This is a genomic window from Streptomyces sp. NPDC059874, assembly GCF_042731135.1.
Classification (GTDB): domain Bacteria; phylum Actinomycetota; class Actinomycetes; order Streptomycetales; family Streptomycetaceae; genus Streptomyces.
This window is the reverse complement of the sequence record NZ_JBHWJY010000124.1, coordinates 1-18,135: the sequence shown is the minus strand read 5'-3', so window position 1 is coordinate 18,135 and position 18,135 is coordinate 1. Positions and strand designations below refer to the sequence as shown.

Annotated in this window: 17 protein-coding genes; 14 read left to right on the top strand and 3 right to left on the bottom strand. The window is 72.2% G+C overall.

Translation table 11 applies throughout. From position 1 onward, the window contains the following. Positions 1-263: 263 nt before the first annotated feature. Entirely contained in the window at positions 264-545 is a 282-nt protein-coding gene (locus ACFV9H_RS38975) for an Lrp/AsnC family transcriptional regulator (protein ID WP_008738815.1), read from the bottom strand. Next, positions 542-1,264, bottom strand: coding sequence for a rhomboid family intramembrane serine protease (locus tag ACFV9H_RS38970; protein ID WP_385408301.1), 723 nt, complete (start codon positions 1,262-1,264; stop codon positions 542-544). Before ACFV9H_RS38970 ends, ACFV9H_RS38975 begins: the two co-directional genes overlap by 4 nt. 134 nt (positions 1,265-1,398) lie before the next feature. Between ACFV9H_RS38970 and ACFV9H_RS38965 the strand changes: the two genes are divergently transcribed. The 9 genes from ACFV9H_RS38965 to ACFV9H_RS38925 all read left to right on the top strand — a co-directional run bounded on the left by ACFV9H_RS38965 (position 1,399) and on the right by ACFV9H_RS38925 (position 11,705). Further along, positions 1,399-1,638: a hypothetical protein gene (locus ACFV9H_RS38965; RefSeq protein ID WP_008738811.1), complete on the top strand. Its 240-nt coding sequence runs from the start codon at positions 1,399-1,401 to the stop codon at positions 1,636-1,638. A 40-nt stretch (positions 1,639-1,678) separates the two neighbouring features. Then, positions 1,679-3,043, top strand: a complete 1,365-nt coding sequence (locus tag ACFV9H_RS38960) for an NYN domain-containing protein (RefSeq protein ID WP_385408303.1) — start codon at positions 1,679-1,681, stop codon at positions 3,041-3,043. A 253-nt stretch (positions 3,044-3,296) separates the two neighbouring features. Then, positions 3,297-4,325, top strand: coding sequence for an NlpC/P60 family protein (locus ACFV9H_RS38955; RefSeq protein WP_385408299.1), 1,029 nt, complete (start codon positions 3,297-3,299; stop codon positions 4,323-4,325). A gap of 257 nt (positions 4,326-4,582) precedes the next feature. After that, positions 4,583-5,638, top strand: a complete 1,056-nt coding sequence (locus ACFV9H_RS38950) for an NlpC/P60 family protein (RefSeq protein ID WP_385408297.1) — start codon at positions 4,583-4,585, stop codon at positions 5,636-5,638. A gap of 30 nt (positions 5,639-5,668) precedes the next feature. Further along, positions 5,669-6,808: a hypothetical protein gene (locus ACFV9H_RS38945; protein ID WP_385408296.1), complete on the top strand. Its 1,140-nt coding sequence runs from the start codon at positions 5,669-5,671 to the stop codon at positions 6,806-6,808. A 159-nt stretch (positions 6,809-6,967) separates the two neighbouring features. Continuing rightward, a complete protein-coding gene (locus ACFV9H_RS38940; protein ID WP_385408294.1) occupies positions 6,968-7,225 on the top strand; it encodes a hypothetical protein in 258 nt (85 codons plus the stop codon). Between the two features lie 199 nt (positions 7,226-7,424). After that, positions 7,425-8,546: a hypothetical protein gene (locus tag ACFV9H_RS38935; RefSeq protein WP_385408292.1), complete on the top strand. Its 1,122-nt coding sequence runs from the start codon at positions 7,425-7,427 to the stop codon at positions 8,544-8,546. A gap of 21 nt (positions 8,547-8,567) precedes the next feature. Then, entirely contained in the window at positions 8,568-9,710 is a 1,143-nt protein-coding gene (locus tag ACFV9H_RS38930; RefSeq protein WP_385408290.1) for a glycosyltransferase family 4 protein, read from the top strand. 378 nt (positions 9,711-10,088) lie between these two features. After that, positions 10,089-11,705, top strand: a complete 1,617-nt coding sequence (locus ACFV9H_RS38925) for a GMC oxidoreductase (RefSeq protein ID WP_385408288.1) — start codon at positions 10,089-10,091, stop codon at positions 11,703-11,705. An 8-nt stretch (positions 11,706-11,713) separates the two neighbouring features. On the opposite strand, the gene ACFV9H_RS38920 is transcribed toward ACFV9H_RS38925, so the two are convergent. Next, entirely contained in the window at positions 11,714-13,510 is a 1,797-nt protein-coding gene (locus tag ACFV9H_RS38920; RefSeq protein WP_385408286.1) for an AMP-dependent synthetase/ligase, read from the bottom strand. 229 nt (positions 13,511-13,739) lie between these two features. Here ACFV9H_RS38920 and ACFV9H_RS38915 point away from each other — a divergent pair, with 229 nt between their 5' ends. The 5 genes from ACFV9H_RS38915 to ACFV9H_RS38895 all read left to right on the top strand — a co-directional run bounded on the left by ACFV9H_RS38915 (position 13,740) and on the right by ACFV9H_RS38895 (position 18,083). After that, a complete protein-coding gene (locus ACFV9H_RS38915; RefSeq protein WP_385408284.1) occupies positions 13,740-14,540 on the top strand; it encodes a metallophosphoesterase in 801 nt (266 codons plus the stop codon). A gap of 79 nt (positions 14,541-14,619) precedes the next feature. Further along, positions 14,620-15,060: an SRPBCC family protein gene (locus ACFV9H_RS38910; RefSeq protein WP_385408282.1), complete on the top strand. Its 441-nt coding sequence runs from the start codon at positions 14,620-14,622 to the stop codon at positions 15,058-15,060. Between the two features lie 332 nt (positions 15,061-15,392). After that, entirely contained in the window at positions 15,393-16,526 is a 1,134-nt protein-coding gene (locus tag ACFV9H_RS38905) for an ArsA family ATPase (RefSeq protein ID WP_385408280.1), read from the top strand. Positions 16,527-16,601: 75 nt separating this feature from the next. Next, on the top strand, positions 16,602-17,069 hold the full coding sequence (locus ACFV9H_RS38900) for a DUF5304 domain-containing protein (RefSeq protein ID WP_385408278.1): 468 nt from the start codon (positions 16,602-16,604) through the stop codon (positions 17,067-17,069). Positions 17,070-17,141: 72 nt separating this feature from the next. Further along, the gene (locus tag ACFV9H_RS38895) at positions 17,142-18,083 is read left to right on the top strand and encodes an ROK family glucokinase (RefSeq protein WP_385408277.1); all 942 of its coding nucleotides are present in this window, start codon (positions 17,142-17,144) and stop codon (positions 18,081-18,083) included. Positions 18,084-18,135: the final 52 nt, after the last annotated feature.

Sequence of the window (18,135 nt, the reverse complement as noted above, 5' to 3'; positions counted from 1 at the left end):
ACGAGCGCGCAACCATGGCTCAGCAGCCGGGATGACCCTCAGTGCGCGAGGACGAGGAGACGCCCCGGAGGGACACCGCGGACCAACCCGACAGGCCAAGACCCCGCTCGGGGGGACCAACCCAGCCTCGCCGGCGTTTGAGGCGCGGGGTGTGGGGCGGAGCCCCACCAGCCGGGCCGAGCCCCCCGAGGGCCGAGACCCCGCCCGGGGGGACCATCCCAGCCCCGCCGGCGATTGAGGCGACCCGGCCTCCCCGGGTAGCGCTAAGCGTCGAGGCCGATCGCGAACGCCGCCTCCAGGTCGTGCTGCGAGTACGTACGGAACGCCACGTGCGTGTCCGTGGCCTCGACGCCCGGGATCTTGCTGATGCGGCCCGGGATGATGTCCGCCAGGTTCTCGTGGCGGGCCACGCGGACCAGCGCGATCAGGTCGTACGTACCGGTGACGGAGTAGACCTCGCTGACGCTGTCCAGCGCGGCGATGGACTCGGCGATCTCGGGGATGCGGTCCACGCTGGTCTTGATGAGCACGATCGCGGTGATCACGGCTGGCTGTCTCCCTCGGTGGCCGTCGCTGGTCGCCTCACTCTAGTCGTACGCCGATACCGGGCCCATGCGTAGAGGAAGCCGAGGGAGAAGCCCACCAGGTGGGCCAGATACGCCACCCCCGGCCCGCTTTCCGCCCGGTGCGCGGCCACCCCCTGGAGGGCGAACCAGAAGAGCAGCACGATCCATGCCGGGAAGCGCAGCGGCAGGAAGAAGAGGAACGGGAACAGGCTCGTCACCCGCGCGCTCGGCAGCAGGCACAGGAAGGCCCCCAGGACCGCCGAGATCGCTCCGGACGCGCCGACCAGGGTCTGGTCCGAGCCCGCGTTGGCCGCCGCGTACGCCGCCAGCGCCAGGTAACCCGTACAGACGTAGAAGACGAGGAAGGCCGGGCGGCCCATCCGCTCCTCCGCCATCGCGCCGAAGACGTAGAGGAAGAGCATGTTCCCGAGCAGGTGCAGCCAGCTGCCGTGGACGAAGAGCGCGGTCAGCGGCGTCAGCCAGGCGCGCGGGCGGCCCGTGAACAGCTCGTCCGGGATCACCCCCCAGCGCCGGAAGTACGCCGTTCCGGCGGTCAGCAGCTCGTCGCCCGTGCCGTAGACCGGGTTCAGCCCGGAGGCCGGGCCGAGGACGAACACCAGAGCGCATCCCGCGATCAGCGCATGGGTGACCACCGGTCCCCGGGCAGCCTCGCGAAGGGCCCGCCACCTTACGATCATGTGACAGAGCATGACGCAACCGGCCCCACCTGAAGCGGTGGCAGGCCGTAGGGTTACGAGCTGCGGTCCGACGAGACCATCGTGGGCGGCTTTAATTGAATGAGCTACGAAGCTACGAAGGAGCGAGCGGCCTGATGACGGTTCCCCTGCCGACCGACACCACCCGGTGGCGCTGCACCCTGTGCGGCAACCTCACGCGTTTCGACGTCACCCGTTCGTCGAAGGTCGTGGAGTACGTCCACCTGGACCTCGCCGGGGAGCCCAAGGTCGAGGAGCGCGAGGTGGTCAATGAGACCATCGAATCGGTCCGCTGCCGCTGGTGCAACGCGGTGGACCAGATCGAGCTCGTGGACAGGCCGGGCGCGGACTCCTGACGGAGCCCCGCCCACAGGTAGATCACGGTAGGGGTGACGGATTGTGGAGCCAGCAAGCGGCGCTGAGCCGGCCGACGCGGCCGGCGACGCCGCCGAGGTGCTCGACCGCCCGCTGCCGGAAGGCGTGCGGCGTCGGGTCGTCGCGCTCGTCTCGGACGCCTTCGGCGGACTGACGGTCGCGGACCTCCCGGCGCAGCTGCGCCAGTACGCCCGTTTCACCCCGACCCGCCGGGCGAAGTTCGCCGGCAACGCCATGGCCGCGGCCGTCGAGACCGACGGCGTCTTCCGCAGCCGGGTCGCCGAGAAGCTCCGCGAGGCGCAGTCCGACCTGGCCGCGGCGCTGGAGTCCGGCGCGCCGCCCGCCGCCGCCGATCCGCTGGACGTGGCGGCCGCCGCGTACGTGTTGCGGCCGGTCGGCTGGGTCAAGCTGGTCGCCGCCGCGGGCGAGGAGGCGCAGCGTGCCGATGCCGAGCGGGTGGGCGAGGAGACCCGGCGCGAGCTGGACCGGCTGCGCGAGGAGCTGGCCCACGTACGGGAACTGCAGCGCACCGGCGGTGAGCAGGTACGGGCCGAGCTGGAGGCCGCCCGCAAGGAAGCCGAATCGCTTCAGCGCAAGCTGCGCAGCGCGCTCAGCGACGTCAAGCGCGGCGAGGCGGCCCTGCGCAAGGCGAACGCCGAGATCGAGGGCGTCCGCGGGGACGCGGCCGCCCGGGTGGCCACCGCCGAGAGCGAGAGCCGGCGGCTCAAGTCCCGCCTCACGGAGGTGGAGACCGCGCTGGAGACCTCGCGCCGGGCCACCCGCGAGGGGCGCAGCATCGAGGACATGCGGCTGAGGCTGCTGCTGGACACCGTGCTGGACGCCGCCCAGGGGCTGCGCCGCGAGCTGGCGCTGCCGCCGGTGAACACCCGCCCGGCGGACACCGTCGACGCGGTGGAGCCGGGCCGGATGACGCCGAAGGACATCGCGGCTCGCGCCCTGTCGGAGACCGATCCGGCGCTCCTGGACCAGCTGTTGGCGTTGCCGCAGGCCCATCTGGTGGTCGACGGCTACAACGTGACGAAGACCGGCTATCCGACGATGCCGCTGGAGAAGCAGCGGCTGCGGCTGCTGGGCGGGCTGTCGATGCTCGCCGCGCAGACGGGCGCCGAGATGACCTGTGTCTTCGACGGGGCCGAGCTGGCGGCCCCGGTGCTGCTCGCGCCGCCGCGCGGAGTGCGGGTGCTGTTCTCCAAGGCCGGGGTGACGGCGGACGAGCTGATCCGCCAGCTGGTGCGCGCGGAGCCGCCCGGCCGTCCGGTCGTCGTGGTCTCCACCGACCGGGAAGTCGCCGACGGCGTGGCCAAGGCCGGCGCGCGACCGGTGACGTCCGCCTTGCTGCTGAAGCGGCTTTCGCGCGTTTCGTAACTCCTGGCCTTAATGCCGGAATTGGTAGGGGCTTCAGGGAACGTACGGTCAAGTGCGTTGTACGGAGCGTGGGCTGTAGGTAAAGAAGCTGGTCGGACAGCAAGTTTTTTCCCGTCGGGATTTGAACTGATCACAGCGAGGTCACTAAGGTCTGCTCAAACCTTCGTGCGGTAGATCACTCATTCGGGGTGGCGGCGGAGGTGCTGCCGAGCTTGCGTTCTTCGGCGGCTCTAGGAAGAAGGAGCTCGCCTTCGTGGCGTCCCACCGTCGACCCAAGCAGCCGAACCGCGCTCGCGTGACCGTACTGACCGCGACAGCGGCCGCGGCCGTGGTGCTCTCCTCCCAGGGCGCCTCCGCCGCCCCGGCGAAGCCGAGCAAGGACGAGGTCAAGTCCCAGGTCGACAAGCTCTACGAAGAGGCGGAGCAGGCCACCGAGAAGTTCAACGGGGCCAAGGAACGCCAGGAGAAGCTCGAAAAGGAGATCGGGCAGCTCCAGGACCAGGTCGCGCGCGGCCAGGGTGAGATCAACGAGCTGCGCAGCACGCTCGGTTCGATGGCCAGTGCCCAGTACCGCAGTGGCGGCATCGACCCCTCCCTCCAGCTCCTCCTCTCCGAGGACCCCGACAGCTACCTCGACAAGGCCTCCTCCCTCGACCACCTGAGCGGCAAGCAGGTCGAGGCGGTCCAGCGGATCCAGGGCAAGCAGCGCACCCTCGCGCAGCAGCGCCAGGAGGCCGCGAGCAAGCTCGCCGACCTCGACGCCACCCGCAAGGAGCTCGGCGAGAAGAAGAAGGTCTCGCAGGAGAAGCTCGCCGAGGCGCAGGCCCTGCTCAACACCCTGACCGCGCAGGAGCGTGCCGCGCTCAAGGACGAGGAGTCCCGCGCCAGCCGCGCCGACGGCAGCCGCGTCGACCTCGGGAACGTCAGCGCCTCCGGCCGCGCCGGCGCCGCGCTCAACGCGGCCAAGACCAAGCTCGGCAGCGCGTACATATCCGGCGCCGAGGGCCCCAGCGCCTTCGACTGCTCGGGCCTCACCCAGTGGGCGTACAAGCAGGCCGGTGTCAGCATCACGCGCACCACCTACACCCAGGCCAACGACGGCACGCGCATCAGCCGCAGCCAGCTCCAGCCCGGTGACCTCGTCTTCTTCTACAGCGACCTGCACCACGTGGGCCTGTACGCGGGCAACAACATGACGCTGCACGCCTCCAACCCGCGCGGCGGCGTCAAGTACGAATCCCTGGACAACATGCCGTTCATGTTCGGCGTCCGCGTCAGCTGAACCTCCGAAACCTCTGGAACCTCCTCCGTCACAGGGCGCGCCGTACACCGCCCATCCGGGGGAATTACCAGTACGCGCTCTGACCACACGCCCCGCCGGTGACCTGCGTCTCCGGCGGGGCGTCACTGTGCGTGCCCTCCGACGGTCGTTGGCCGGTGCCCGGTGGCGCGGCTACTGTCTGCCAGCGCGGAACCCGGCACACGGCCGCCCACGGAGGGCGGACCCGGGACCCGCGCAGCGGAAGGGAGCGGTTTCACGTGGCGTCCCATCGCCGGACCGGGCCCAGTGCCCTCGACCGGAACACGAAGGTCACCGTCCTCACCGCCGCCGCGGCGGGGGCCGCCGTCGTCATGACCGGCGCACCCGCGGGCGCGACCCCGGGCCTCCCGCACGACCCGGTCGGAGGGGGGAGGTCGGGCGCCCGCGCCCAGGTCGACCGGCTCTTCGAGGAGGCCGAGCAGGCCACCGAACGCTTCAACGAGGCGGGGGAGAAGGCGGACCGGCTCCGCGCCGAGATCGGCCGGGCCCAGGACGCGGTGGCCCGCGGTCAGGAACGCGTCAACACCATGCGCGGCATCCTCGGCACCTTCGCCGGAGCCCAGTACCGCAGCGGCGGCATCGACCCCTCCCTCGCCCTGATGCTCGCCGAGGACCCCGACGCCTACCTCGAACACGCGGCGGCCCTGGACCGACTGACCGGACGCCAGGCCCGGCAGCTCGACGAACTCCGCGAGGAGCAGCGCCGGCTCGGCCAGGAGCGCCAGGAAGCCTCGCGCAAGCTCGCCGAACTCGAAGCCCTGCGCGCCGACGTGGCCACCCACAAGAGGTCCGTCACCGCCAAGCTCGCCGCCGCCCGGCGGCTCCTCAACGCCATGCCGAGCGAGGAACGGGCCGACTACGAGCGCGCCTCGCGCTCCGGCGGCCGCCAGGACGCGCTGCCCGAGCTGCCCGCCCTCGGACCCTCCTCCGGCCGCGCCGCCGCCGCGGTGATGGCCGCCCGCTCGGCGGTCGGCCGCCCCTACGTATGGGGCTCCACCGGCCCCACCGGCTTCGACTGCTCCGGCCTGATGGTCTGGTCGTACCGGCAGGCCGGCGTCGCCCTGCCGCGCACCTCGCAGGCCCAGCGGTACGCCGGCCGCCAGGTGCCGCTGTCGCAGGCCCGCCCCGGGGACCTGGTCACGTACCGCTCCGACGCCAGCCACGTCGGCATGTACGTGGGCAACGGCCAGGTGGTGCACGCCCCGTACCCGGGAGCCCGGGTGCGCTACGACCCGGTCGGGATGATGCCGGTGTCGTCGGTGACCCGCCCCTGATCGCGCGGGGCGCGCACGTACGATCGGCGGATGCCCCGCGGTCGCCCCGTCCTTCGTGTCCTGCCGCTCCTGCCGCTCCTGCCGCTCCTGTTGTGCGCGCTGCTGACCGCGTGCGGTGCGCCCGCCGCCCCCCGGGACACCGCCGAGCGGGACGTCCGGCAGGCCGTCGCCGGCTGGTCGAGGACGCCGCCCGAGCGGCTCGCGGGGATCCCGCTGGAGGGCTGGTCGTACGAGGTCACCTCGGTCCGCCGGGCGAGCGCCCGGGCCGCCACCGCCCGGGCCGAACTGCGCTACCGGCTCGCCGGTTACGACACGGCTCCGGCCGGCTCGGCGCGGGAGCTCGCGCTGGCCGAGGAAGGCGGGCGGTGGCGGGTCACCGCCGACCGGCCCGCCCCCGGCGCCCTGCCGCAGCTGTGGGACCAGGGCGCGGTGACGGTGACCCGGGGAGCGCGCTCCCTGGTACTGGGCGGCGAAGGGCAGTCCCCGCGGACCCTTTCCGGGATCGCCGCCGAGGCCGACCGGGCCGTACCGGCCGTGAGCTCCGCCTGGCCGCGGGAGTGGGCGGGGCGGGTCGTGGTCCTCGTACCCGCGTCCCTGGAGCGGATGGCCGAGCTGCTGGGCCGCCCGGCCGACACCTACCGGGGGCTGGGCGCCGTCACCACCGGGCAGATCGGCGCCGGACCGGCCCCCGCCGACCGGGTCGTGGTCAACCCGCAGGCGTACCCGGAGCTGAGCGAGCAGGGCCGGCGGATCGTCCTGACCCACGAGGTCACCCACGTGGCCACCCGCGCCGCGACCTCCGCCCGCACCCCGCTGTGGCTCTCCGAGGGCTTCGCGGACTGGGCGGCGTACCGCAAAACCTCCACCACCCCCGCGCAGGGCGCCCCGACACTGGCCCGGGCCGTGCGGAGGGGCGAGCTGCCGGCCGCGCTGCCGACGACGGAGGCCTTCGCCTTCGGCGGCGACCCGGAGGCGGCGGCGCGGGCGTACGAGGGCGCGTGGCTGGCCTGCCGGCTGATCGCGGAGAAATGGGGCGAGGCCGGACTGGTGGCGCTGTACGAGGCGGCGGGCCGGGAGCCACTGCCGAACGCACTGGCCCAGGCCCTGGGAACGGACCTGGACACCCTCACGCGGGCCTGGCAGGAGTCCCTGCGCGGCGAGCTGGGCTGAGCGGGTCAGGGCTCCCACTGTTGATTGTTGGCCAGGGTCGGCCATCAGGTACCTCGCGTGGGTGAACGAGGGGGGCTTCACCAGCACGCGGTCTTGGCGAGGATGCCACTGTGGGTGGGGGCCGTCAGAGCTGCTGTGTGGGTTGGGGAAGGGGGGCTGATGGCGCGTGGTGAGGGCAGGCGGAAGCGTGAGCCGCGCACGCCGGCTGCTCCCTTCACCGTGGCGGCGCCGGGGGGTGCGCGTATCCGGGACCGGTTGCGCCTGTCCACCAGGGATGAAGAGGTCTTGCGGGTGGTGGGCGGGCATCTCGGCCGACACGCGCGTGCCGATCTGGCTGAGCGGGTGCGGATCGGAAGAGTGGCGGTGAAGGAAAATCGACGGACGGAACGCAAACGCGCGCTGACGAAGGTGTCGTGATCGAGGTGGGCGGGTGCCCTCACCCGTGCGTCGGAGGACCAGTACCAGCTCAGCCTGCGCTGCCTGTTCGACGAAAGGGCCGGCCTGCGCCGGGCCATCTCGAAGATCGGCAAGCGTTTGGCGGTTCCGTGCGGTCGGCGTGTGGGCGGGGGTCCGCGGTTATCCGAGCGCGGCCGAGCGTACGCAGAAGCAGTGCCGTGTGCGAGTGCTGACGTCGCGCCTGGCCGAGGTGGAGCGGCGTATCGCGGCCGGTCGTCCGGCGGTCGTCGTGGGTGGCCGCCGTCTGGCCAAGGTGCGCCACAACCTCGCTGATGTCGGTCTCACCGAGGCCGAGTGGCGGCAGCAGTGGGATGCGCAGCGCATGTTTCTGACGGCCGAGGGTGAGTCGGGAGCGCCGTTCGGGAATTACACGATCAGCGTGGACCCGTCCCATGGCACCGTCACGATCGTCCTGCCTGGTCCGTTGCGGTACCTGGCGAATGCACCCCGTGGCCGCTACCGGATGGCCTGCACGGTCTGCTTCAATCATCGGCGCGAGGAGTGGCTGGACCGGATCACGGCCAACCAAGCGGTGCGCTACGACATCGTGTGCGATCCCGAACGCGGCCGCTGGTACCTCGACGCCTCCTGGGCCACACCGAAGACCGTGCTGCCCACCCCCGTCGAGCTGGCTGCTGCAGGGGTCCGGCTGCTGGCTGTGGACCTCAACGCCGGCCACCTTGCCGCCTGTGTCGTAGACGCGCACGGCAACCCAGTGGGTGTGCCGGTCACTGTGCCCACCGACCTGACAGGGCCCGCATCGAAGCGCGATGGGCGGCTGCGGGCCGCGATTGCCGCACTGATCCGCCTCGCCAAGGCGAACGGTTGCGCCGGTCTGGCGATCGAGAACCTCGGCTTCGACGATGCCCGTGTCATCGGCCGCGAGACCATGGGTCGGGGCAAACGCGGCAAGACATTCCGCCGCACTGTCGCGGGAATCCCCACCGAGCAATCGAAGACCGCGCTCGTCACCGGCCACCATGCGGCTGCTGTGGCGATCGGTAGACGTGCCCTCGGGTACGGGCTACGGCGTCGGCCAGGTGTGACCGCACACGACCAGAGGATCGTGTCGCGGAGAGCTACCGGCCAGACCGTCGCCCGCCTCAGGGCACACGGGACCACGAGCCCGCCAAGGACCGCAGGCACGCCCCACCGGGGCGCCAAGACCTGCCGGGACCGAAGCGACCAGCCCGTGCTGTTCCCAGTCCCCCAAGACCGTTCGGGGAGACGACCGGCCGGCCCGGTATACAGCGAGGGGGCCAATAGTGGTCAACATCGCTAGGAGCGGTACTGTCGGCAGGCGATGCACAAGACGCTGATCGTGACCAACGACTTCCCGCCGCGACCGGGCGGCATCCAGGCCTTCCTCCACAACATGGCGCTACGGCTGGATCCCGACCGGGTCGTCGTCTACGCCTCCACGTGGAAGCACGGTGCGGAGGGCCGCGAGGCCACCGCGGCCTTCGACGCGGAGCAGCCGTTCCAGGTCGTGCGCGACCGTACGACGATGCTCCTGCCGACCCCGCGCGTGACGCGGCGGGCGGTGGGTCTGCTGCGCGAACACGGCTGCGAGTCCGTGTGGTTCGGGGCGGCCGCGCCGCTCGGGCTGATGGGCCCGGCGCTGCGGCGGGCGGGCGCACGCCGTCTGGTGGCGACCACCCACGGGCACGAGGCGGGCTGGGCGCAGCTGCCGGCCGCGCGGCAGTTGCTGCGGCGGATCGGCGAGGGCACGGACACGCTGACCTACCTGGGGGAGTACACGCGTTCGCGGATCGCCTCGGCGGTGACGGAGCGGGCGGCGGCGCGGATGGTGCAACTCCCGCCGGGGGTGGACGAGAAGACCTTCCACCCCGAGTCGGGCGGCGCCGAGGTCCGGGCCCGGCTGGGGCTGACCGACCGCCCGGTGGTGGTCTGCGTCTCGCGGCTGGTGCCCAGGAAGGGCCAGGACACGCTGATCGAGGCCATGCCGAGGATCCTGGCGGCGGTGCCGGACGCGGTGCTGCTGATCGTGGGCGGCGGGCCGTACGAGTCCGACCTGCGGGCGCTGGCCGCCTCCGCGGGGGTGTCCTCGTCGGTGGTCTTCACGGGAGCGGTCCCGTGGTCCGAACTCCCCGCCCACTACGGGGCGGGCGACGTCTTCGCGATGCCGTGCCGGACCCGGCGGGGCGGGCTGGACGTGGAGGGGCTCGGCATCGTCTACCTGGAGGCCTCGGCGACGGGTCTGCCGGTGGTCGCGGGCGACTCCGGCGGGGCGCCGGACGCGGTGCTCGACGGCGAGACGGGCTGGGTGGTCCGGGGCGGAGCCCCCGAGGACGCGGCGGACCGCATCGTCACCCTCCTGCGGGACCCGGCCCTGCGTGCGCGGATGGGCGCCGCGGGTCGAGCCTGGGTCGAGGAGAAGTGGCGCTGGGACCTCCTGGCGGACCGCCTGCGCGCGCTGCTGTAGCCGGCTGCCCGCCACGCCGCTGCCGGGGCTGGATTCGGTTCCTGTCGTCCGCCGGCTGCGGCGCCGCTGCCGGGGGCCAGCCCCCGTACCCCGCGCCTCAAACGCCGGAGGGGCTGACATTGCCCTCCGGGCAATCCAGCCGCACCTGCCGGACGGCAGGGGCCGAAATCCAGCCCCTCCGGCGTTTGAGGAGCGGGGTCTGGGGCGGAGCCCCAGGGGCATGGGCGGGGCCACCGCCGCACCATCCGGCCCCGTCGGCGTCGGTGTGCCCGAGCCGAGCCACCGCCCCGCCGCGGGTCGCGCCACATCTGACTGTCTCTCAGATGCCTGTCAAGACGGCGTCTAGCTGGAGGGCTGGATTCCGCCCATGATGCGGCCATGACACCACACCTGACGCGCCGTCACCTCCTGGGGCTCGGCGCCCTCCAGACGGCCGCAGCCCTCGGCTTCACCCGCATCGGGCTGCATTCCGCCGCCGCCGCGGAACCCGCCGCCGCCCAGTACGCGCCCGCCATCGTCGTCGGCTCCGGCTACGGATCGGCCGTCGCCGCGCTCCGCCTCGGCCAGGCCGGCGTGCGTACCGTCGTCCTCGAAATGGGCCGGCTCTGGGACACCCCCGGGCCCGACGGCAAGGTCTTCCCCTCCACCTCCGCGCCCGACCACCGCTCCATGTGGTTCCGCAACCGCACCGAGGCCCCGCTCGCCCAGTTCCTCTGGCTCGACGTGGTGAACCGCAACATCAGCCCGTACCCCGGCGTCCTCGACCGCGTGAATTACGGCGACATGTCCGTGTACGTGGGGCGGGGAGTGGGCGGAGGATCCCTCGTCAACGGAGGCATGGCACCGACGCCCCGCCGCGCCTACTTCTCCGAGGTGTTGCCCCAGGTCAACGCCGACGAGATGTACGGCACGTACTTCCCGCGCGCCCGCGCCATGCTCGGCGTCAACGACATCGACCCCGCCTGGTTCGAGTCCACGGAGTGGTACCGCTTCGCCCGGATCTCCCGCAAGCACGCCCACAACACCGGCCTGAAGACCGTCTTCGTCCCCAACGTCTACGACTTCGAGTACATGAAGCGCGAGGCGGCCGGCACCGCCACCAAGTCCGCCCTGGCCGGTGAGGTCATCTACGGCAACAACCACGGCAAGAAGAGCGTCGACAAGACCTATCTCGCCGCCGCCCTCGGCACCGGCAACGTCACCATCGAGACCCTGCAGCGCGTCGTCGCCGTACGTCAGGACCCGGCCGGGGGGTATGTCCTCACCGTGCGGACGAGCGACCTCACCGGCCGCGTGACACAGGTCCGCGAACTCGGCTGCAAGCAGCTCTTCCTCGGCGCGGGCAGCCTCGGCACCACCGAGATCCTGCTGCGCGCCCGCGAAACCGGCGCGCTGCCCGCGCTCAGCGACAAGGTCGGGCTCGGCTGGGGCCACAACGGCAACGTCATGACGGCCCGTGCCAACCACCTCTGGGACACGGTCGGCGCCAACCAGGCCACCATGCCCGCCATGGGCATCGACGACTGGGACAACGCCTCGAACCCGGTGTTCGCCGAGATCGCCCCGCTCCCCATGGGGCTGGAGCACTGGATCTCGATGTACCTGGCCATCACCAAGAACCCGGAGCGCGGGCACTTCACCTACGACGCGGCCACCGACTCGGCCCGCCTCAACTGGCGGCGGGACCAGAACACGCCCTCGGTCAACGCCGCGAAGTGCCTCTTCGACCGCATCAACCTGAAGAACTTCACGATGTACCGCTACGACCTCTTCGGCGACAACAAGGCCTTCGCCGACAACTTCACCTACCACCCGCTCGGCGGCTGCGTCCTCGGGGCGGCCACCGACGCCTACGGGCGGGCGAAGGGCTACCAGGGGCTGTACGTGGTCGACAGCTCCCTGATCCCCGGGTCGCTCGGCGTGAATCCGTTCGTGACCATCACCGCCCTCGCAGAGCGGAACATGGCCCGGATCCTCGCCGAGGACCCCAGGTAGCGGGGGGATCAGCCCCGGTACAGCGCCTCGATCTCGTCCGCGTAGTCCTTCGCCACCACGTTGCGCTTCAGCTTCAGCGAAGGCGTGATGTGACCCGACTCCTCCGTGAACTGGGAGGGCAGAATGCGGAATTTCCGCACCGATTCCGCCTTGGATACCGCCGCGTTGCCGTCGTCCACGGCCTTCTGGACGGCGGCGATCAGCTCCGCGTCCTCGCGCAGCTCCGCCGCCGTCACCCCGGCCGGCTTGCCGTTCTCCGCGGCCCAGCGGCCGAGGAACTCCTCGTCGATGGTGACCAGCGCGGCCACGAACGGCCGCCCGTCGCCGACCACCATGCACTCCGCGACCAGCGCGTGCGCCCGGATCCGGTCCTCGATGACCGCGGGGGCGACGTTCTTGCCGCCGGCCGTGACGATGAGTTCCTTCTTGCGTCCGGTGATCGCGAGGTAGCCGTCCTCGTCGAGGGTGCCGACGTCGCCGGTGTGGAACCAGCCGTCGGTCAGCGCGTCGGCGGTGGCCGTCTCGTTCTTCCAGTACTCCTTGAAGATGTGCTCGCCGTGCAGCAGCACCTCGCCGTCGTCCGCGATGCGCACGACGGAACCCGGGAGCGGCTGGCCGACCGTACCGATCTTCGTCTTGTCCCACGGGTTGAAGGCCGTGGCCGCGCAGGACTCGGTCAGGCCGTAGCCCTCCAGCACCGTGAAGCCGATGCCGCGGAAGAAGTGCCCGAGGCGCTCGCCCAGCGGGGCCCCGCCGGAGATCGCGTACTCGCCGCGCCCGCCGAGGACCGTGTGCAGCTTGCTGTAGACCAGCTTCGTGAAGAGCTTGTGCTTGAGCTTCAGGCCGAAGGACGGGCCGCCCGGGGCGTCCAGCGCGCGGCTGTACGCGATCGCGGTCTCGGCGGCGGCGTCGAAGATCTTGCCCTTGCCGTCGGCCTGCGCCTTGGCGCGCGCCGAGTTGTAGACCTTCTCGAAGACGCGCGGCACGCCGAGGATCAGCGTGGGCTTGAAGGACTGCAGCTCGTCGGTGAGGTTCTTGATGTCCGGTACGCAGCCCAGCCGGATCGGCGCCAGCACGGCCGCCACCTCCACCAGGCGGCCGAAGACGTGCGCGGCCGGGAGGAAGAGCAGGACCGAGCACTCGCCGGTGCGGAAGAGCGGGCTGAGCCGCTCCACCACGTTGCCGCACTCGGCGAAGAAGTTGCGGTGGGTCAGCACGCAGCCCTTGGGGCGGCCGGTGGTGCCCGAGGTGTAGACGATGGTGGCCGGGTCGTCGGCGACCGCCGTGCTGCTGCGCTCGTCGACCTCGTCGTCGGTGATCTTGCTGCCCGCGGCCTTCAGAGCCTCGACGGCGCCCTGCTCGATCTCCCAGACCTCGCGCAGCTCCGGCAGCCGGTCCCGCAGGGAGGCGACGGCCGCACTGTGTCCGGGGCTCTCCACGATCACGGCGACGGCGCCGGAGTCGCCGAGGATCCACTGGACCTGCTCGGGGGAGCTGGTCTCGTAGACGGGGACGGTGACACCGCCCGCGGTCCAGATCGCGAAGTCGATCAGCACCCACTCGTAGCGGGTGCGGGAGATCAGGGCGACCCGGTCGCCGGGGCGGATGCCCGCCGCGATCAGGCCCTTGGCCGTGGCCCGGACCTCGGCCAGGAACTCGGTCGCGGTCACGTCCTGCCACCGGCCGTCGACCTTGCGGCTCATGACGGCGGTGTCGGGATGCTGCGCGGCATTGCGGCGGATGAGATCCGTCAGGTTCCCGTCCGACGGGACCTCGTACAGGGCCGGAAGGCTGAACTCGCGCAAGACTGCTGCTCCTCTGGGCGCCATCGCCACCATGTGGACCGACCGGACGTTACCCACCGGTAGTGGGTTCCCGATAGAGGGAACCGGCCAGATGTTCCATGCGTCACACGACACGGCCCTCAGAAGCCGACAGTAGTCGACCCGGTTCGCGACTCGGAAGTAACCGCAGGTCCGGTGGGCTCTACCAGTCCCTCTACCCGCGGTTACCCCGCGCCCCTAGGGTGGCCGCATGGGTGGCAGCACGCGTGGCAGGAAAAGCCGCACACGGATCCACGTCGTCAGCGACGTGCACGGCAACACCGAAGCCCTCGCCAGGGCGGGGGAGGGCGCCGACGCCCTGATCTGCCTCGGCGACCTCGTCCTCTTCCTCGACTACGCCGACCACTCGCGCGGGATCTTCCCCGACCTCTTCGGCGTCGAGAACGCCGACCGGATCGTCGAACTGCGCACCGCCCGCCGATTCGCCGAGGCACACGCCTTCGGCCGGCAGCTGTGGGAGGGGCTGGACCGGGACCGGCTGATCGAGGGCGCCGTGCGCCGCCAGTACGCGGAGATGTTCGCGGCGTTCCCCGACCCCACCTACGCCACCTACGGAAACGTCGACGTCCCGGGCCTGTGGGCCGAGTACGCCGACCGCCGCCCCGGCATCACCGTCCTCGACGGGCAACGGGCCGAGATCGGCGGCCGCGTCTTCGGCTTCGTCGGCGGCGGCCTGCCCTCGCCGATGTCCACCCCGTACGAGGTGGACGTCGACGAGTACGCGGCCAAGGTGGAGGCGCTCGGCGAGGTCGACGTACTGTGCTCGCACATCCCGCCGGAGGTGCCGGAGCTCTGCTACGACACGGTGGCACGGCGCTTCGAACGCGGCAGCGAGGCCCTGCTCGCCGCGATCCGCAGGACCCGGTCCCGCTACGCCCTCTTCGGGCACGTGCACCAGCCGCTGGCGAGGCGGATGCGGATCGGGAACACCGAGTGCGTGAACGTGGGGCACTTCGCCGCCACCGGAAGGCCATGGGCCCTGGAGTGGTGACCACCGCACGCACGGTAGCCTTCGAGCGGCGGCCGGCGGCCGCACACTTCCTCGAACACTCTCCGGAGGAGCCACCGCGATGGCGGAACACACCAGCTCAAGCATCACGATCGACGCCTCCCCGGCCGACGTGATGGCCGTGATCGCCGACTTCGCGCGCTACCCGGAGTGGACCGGCGAGGTGAAGGAGGCCGAGGTGCTGACGACCGACGCCGAGGGCCGCGCGGCACAGGTGCGGCTGCTGCTCGACGCGGGCGCGATCAAAGACGACCACGTCCTCGGCTACACCTGGACCGGCGCGGACGAAGTCAGCTGGACCCTCGTCAAGTCCCAGATGCTGCGGCAGCTGGACGGCTCGTACCGGCTGGCGCCGGTGGACGGGGGCAAGCGTACGGAGGTCACGTACCAGCTGACGGTGGACGTCAAGATCCCGATGCTGGGCATGATCAAGCGCAAGGCGGAGAAGGTCATCATCGACCGGGCGCTGGCGGGCCTGAAGAAGCGCGTCGAATCCACCTGAGCCCCTCCGGGGTGCTCCCCGGGTACTCGGGCGTGCCCGGCCCCCTGGGGCTTCGCCCGAACCGGTCCGGCTCCGCTGCTGGGGCTCCGCCCCAGACCCTCCCCCAGACTCCGTCCGGGGGGACCCCCACGCCTCAAACGCCGGCGAGGCTGGAATTGCCCTCCGGGCAATCCAGCCGGCCTGGGCGGAAGGTTGCGCTGCGCGCACTTGCAAGCCGACGCCGGCCAAATCCAGCCCCTCCGGCGTTTGAGGAGCGGGGTACGGGGCGGAGCCCCGCATCTTTGAGCCGCACCGGGCGGGCGGCGGGAGAACCACCACCGAGTCGGAGCGAAATGCACACCCTGCTGATCACCGGCCCCGGCGGCGCCGGGCGGAGCACCGTGGCCGCGGCCACCGCACTCGCCGCGGCACACGAAGGCCGCCGGGTGCTGCTGCTCACCGACGACCCCCACGCCGAGGACGGCGACCGGCTCCGCGTGGCCCGGGTCGACTCCGGACAGGAGTTCCGCCGGGAGCTCGTCGCCCTGCAGGAACGCGGGTCCGTTGTGCTCGGCATGGTCGGGGCCCGGCCCCTCACGGCCGAGGAGCTCACCGAGCTGCCCGGCGCCGAGGAATTCGCCCTGCTCCGCGCCATCCGTCGGGCGGCCACCGCGCCCGACACCGACCTCGTCGTCGTCGACCTGCCCCCGCTCCACCAGGCCGTCGCCACTCTCGCCCTCCCCGCCCAGCTGCGCCGCTACCTCGCCCGGCTGCTCCCCGCGGAGCGCCAGGCCGCCCGCGCGCTGCGTCCCGTACTGGCCCAGCTGGCCGGTGTGCCCATGCCCGCGCAGTGGCTCTACGAGGCCGCCGCCCGCTGGGACGAGGAGCTCGCGGCCGTGCAGGCCGTCGTCGAGGCCGACACCACCGAGGTACGGCTCGTCGCCGAGCCGGGACCGGCCGCCGCCGACGCGCTGCGGATCGGCAGGCTCGGGCTCGCCCTCCAGCAGCTGCCCGTCTCCGCCGTCGTCGCCAACCGCCTCCTCCCGCAGGGCTCCGCCGACCCCTGGCTCGCCGGGCTCGCCGCCCAGCAGGAGAAGTACGCCGCCGAGTGGGCCGCCGAGCTCCCGGTGATACCCCTCGCCCACCTCGGCCGGGACCCGCGCGGCCCGCAGGACCTGGCCCTCCTCGCCGAAGCGCACGGGCTCGTGCCCGCGCCGCCCGCACCCCGCCCCGACTGGGCCGTCGAGGACCGCCGCGCCGAGGACGGGGTACTCGTCTGGGCGGTGGAGCTGCCCGGCGCCCGCAAGAGCGAGCTCGACCTGATCCGCCGCGGCGACGAGCTGCTCCTCACCGCCGGCCCCTACCGCAGGATCGTTCCGCTGCCCTCCGTCCTGCGCCGCTGCGCCGTCTCCGGCGCGGCCCTCGCCGACGGCGTGCTCCGCGTCCGCTTCACGCCGGACCCGGGGCTGTGGCCCCGTACGCCCTGAAGCGGATACGCCCGTTCGGGTAACGTCGAAGGTAGCCAGCACAGCCGCCCCGCAGCCGCCGCAGGAGAGTCCGCCATGAGCGAGGCCACCGACCGCCCCACCGACGACGACGCCTGGGCCAAGGCCTGCGCCGAGGACCTCGCCGCCGAGAAGGAGCGCCTGCGCGGACAGGGCCGGCCGGGCGCCGGGTCCACGACCGGCACCGCTGCCGAGGAGCTGTTCAAGCTCTTCGAGGCCGTCGCCGACAAGGTCTCCACCCTGAACAACCCGCTCTTCGGCGCCGCCGCCCAGGGCGCGGTACGCCAATTCGTGGACCAGGCCAAGACCGCCGCCAAACCCGTCATGGAGCGCAACCCGGAGGTCTTCGACCACCTCGCGGCCGCCGGCTCCGAGCTGCTCGCCGCCTACCGCTCCGCCGTCGAGGGCCACGAGCGCCGCTGGACGCGCGACGAGCCCCCGGCCCCCCGCAAGGCACCCCAGGACCGAGACCCCCGCGACGAAGGCCCCGACGAGGGCCCCGGAGAGCGGATCGATCTCGACTGAACCAACCGGGCACCCGCTCCACCCTCGGGTACCGTTGGCCGTGGCGGGGTTTGACCGGAAACCGAGGGACTAATGGGACTCACCATCGGCGTCGACATCGGCGGCACGAAGATCGCGGCCGGCGTGGTCGACGAAGAGGGCACCATCCTTGAGACGTACAAGGTGCCCACCCCGCCGACCGCGGACGGAGTGACGGAGGCCATCTGCGCCGCCGTCTCCGAGGTCAGCAGCAACCACACCATCGACGCCGTGGGCATCGGCGCCGCCGGATACGTGGACGACAAGCGGGCCACCGTGCTCTTCGCGCCGAACATCAACTGGCGTCACGAACCGCTCAAGGACAAGGTCGAGCAGCGCATCGGCCTCCCCGTGGTCGTCGAGAACGACGCGAACTGCGCGGCCTGGGGCGAGTACCGCTTCGGCGCCGGCCAGGGCCACGAGGACGTCATCTGCATCACGCTCGGCACCGGCCTGGGCGGCGGCATCATCATCGGCAACAAGCTGCGACGCGGACGCTTCGGCGTCGCCGCCGAGTTCGGCCACATCCGGATCGTCCCGGACGGCCTGCTGTGCGGCTGCGGCAGCCAGGGCTGCTGGGAGCAGTACGCCTCCGGGCGCGCGCTCGTCCGGTACGCGAAGCAGCGCGCCAACGCCACCCCCGAGAACGCGACGATCCTCCTGTCGCTCGGCGACGGCACCCCCGAGGGCATCGAGGGCAAGCACATCAGCGTGGCCGCCCGCCAGGGCGACCTGGTGGCCATCGACTCCTTCCGCGAGCTGGCCCGCTGGGCCGGCGCGGGCCTGGCCGACCTGGCCTCGCTCTTCGACCCGTCGGCGTTCATCGTCGGCGGCGGCGTCTCCGACGAGGGAGACCTCGTACTCGACCCGATCCGCAAGTCCTTCAAGCGCTGGCTGGTCGGCGGGGCGTGGCGCCCGCACGCCCAGGTGCTGGCCGCGCAGCTCGGCGGCAAGGCCGGACTCGTCGGCGCGGCCGACCTGGCCCGCCAGGGCTGAGGCCCGCCACCCGGATTTCCGCCGGACCGCCCGCCGCGCCCCTTGGGGGCTG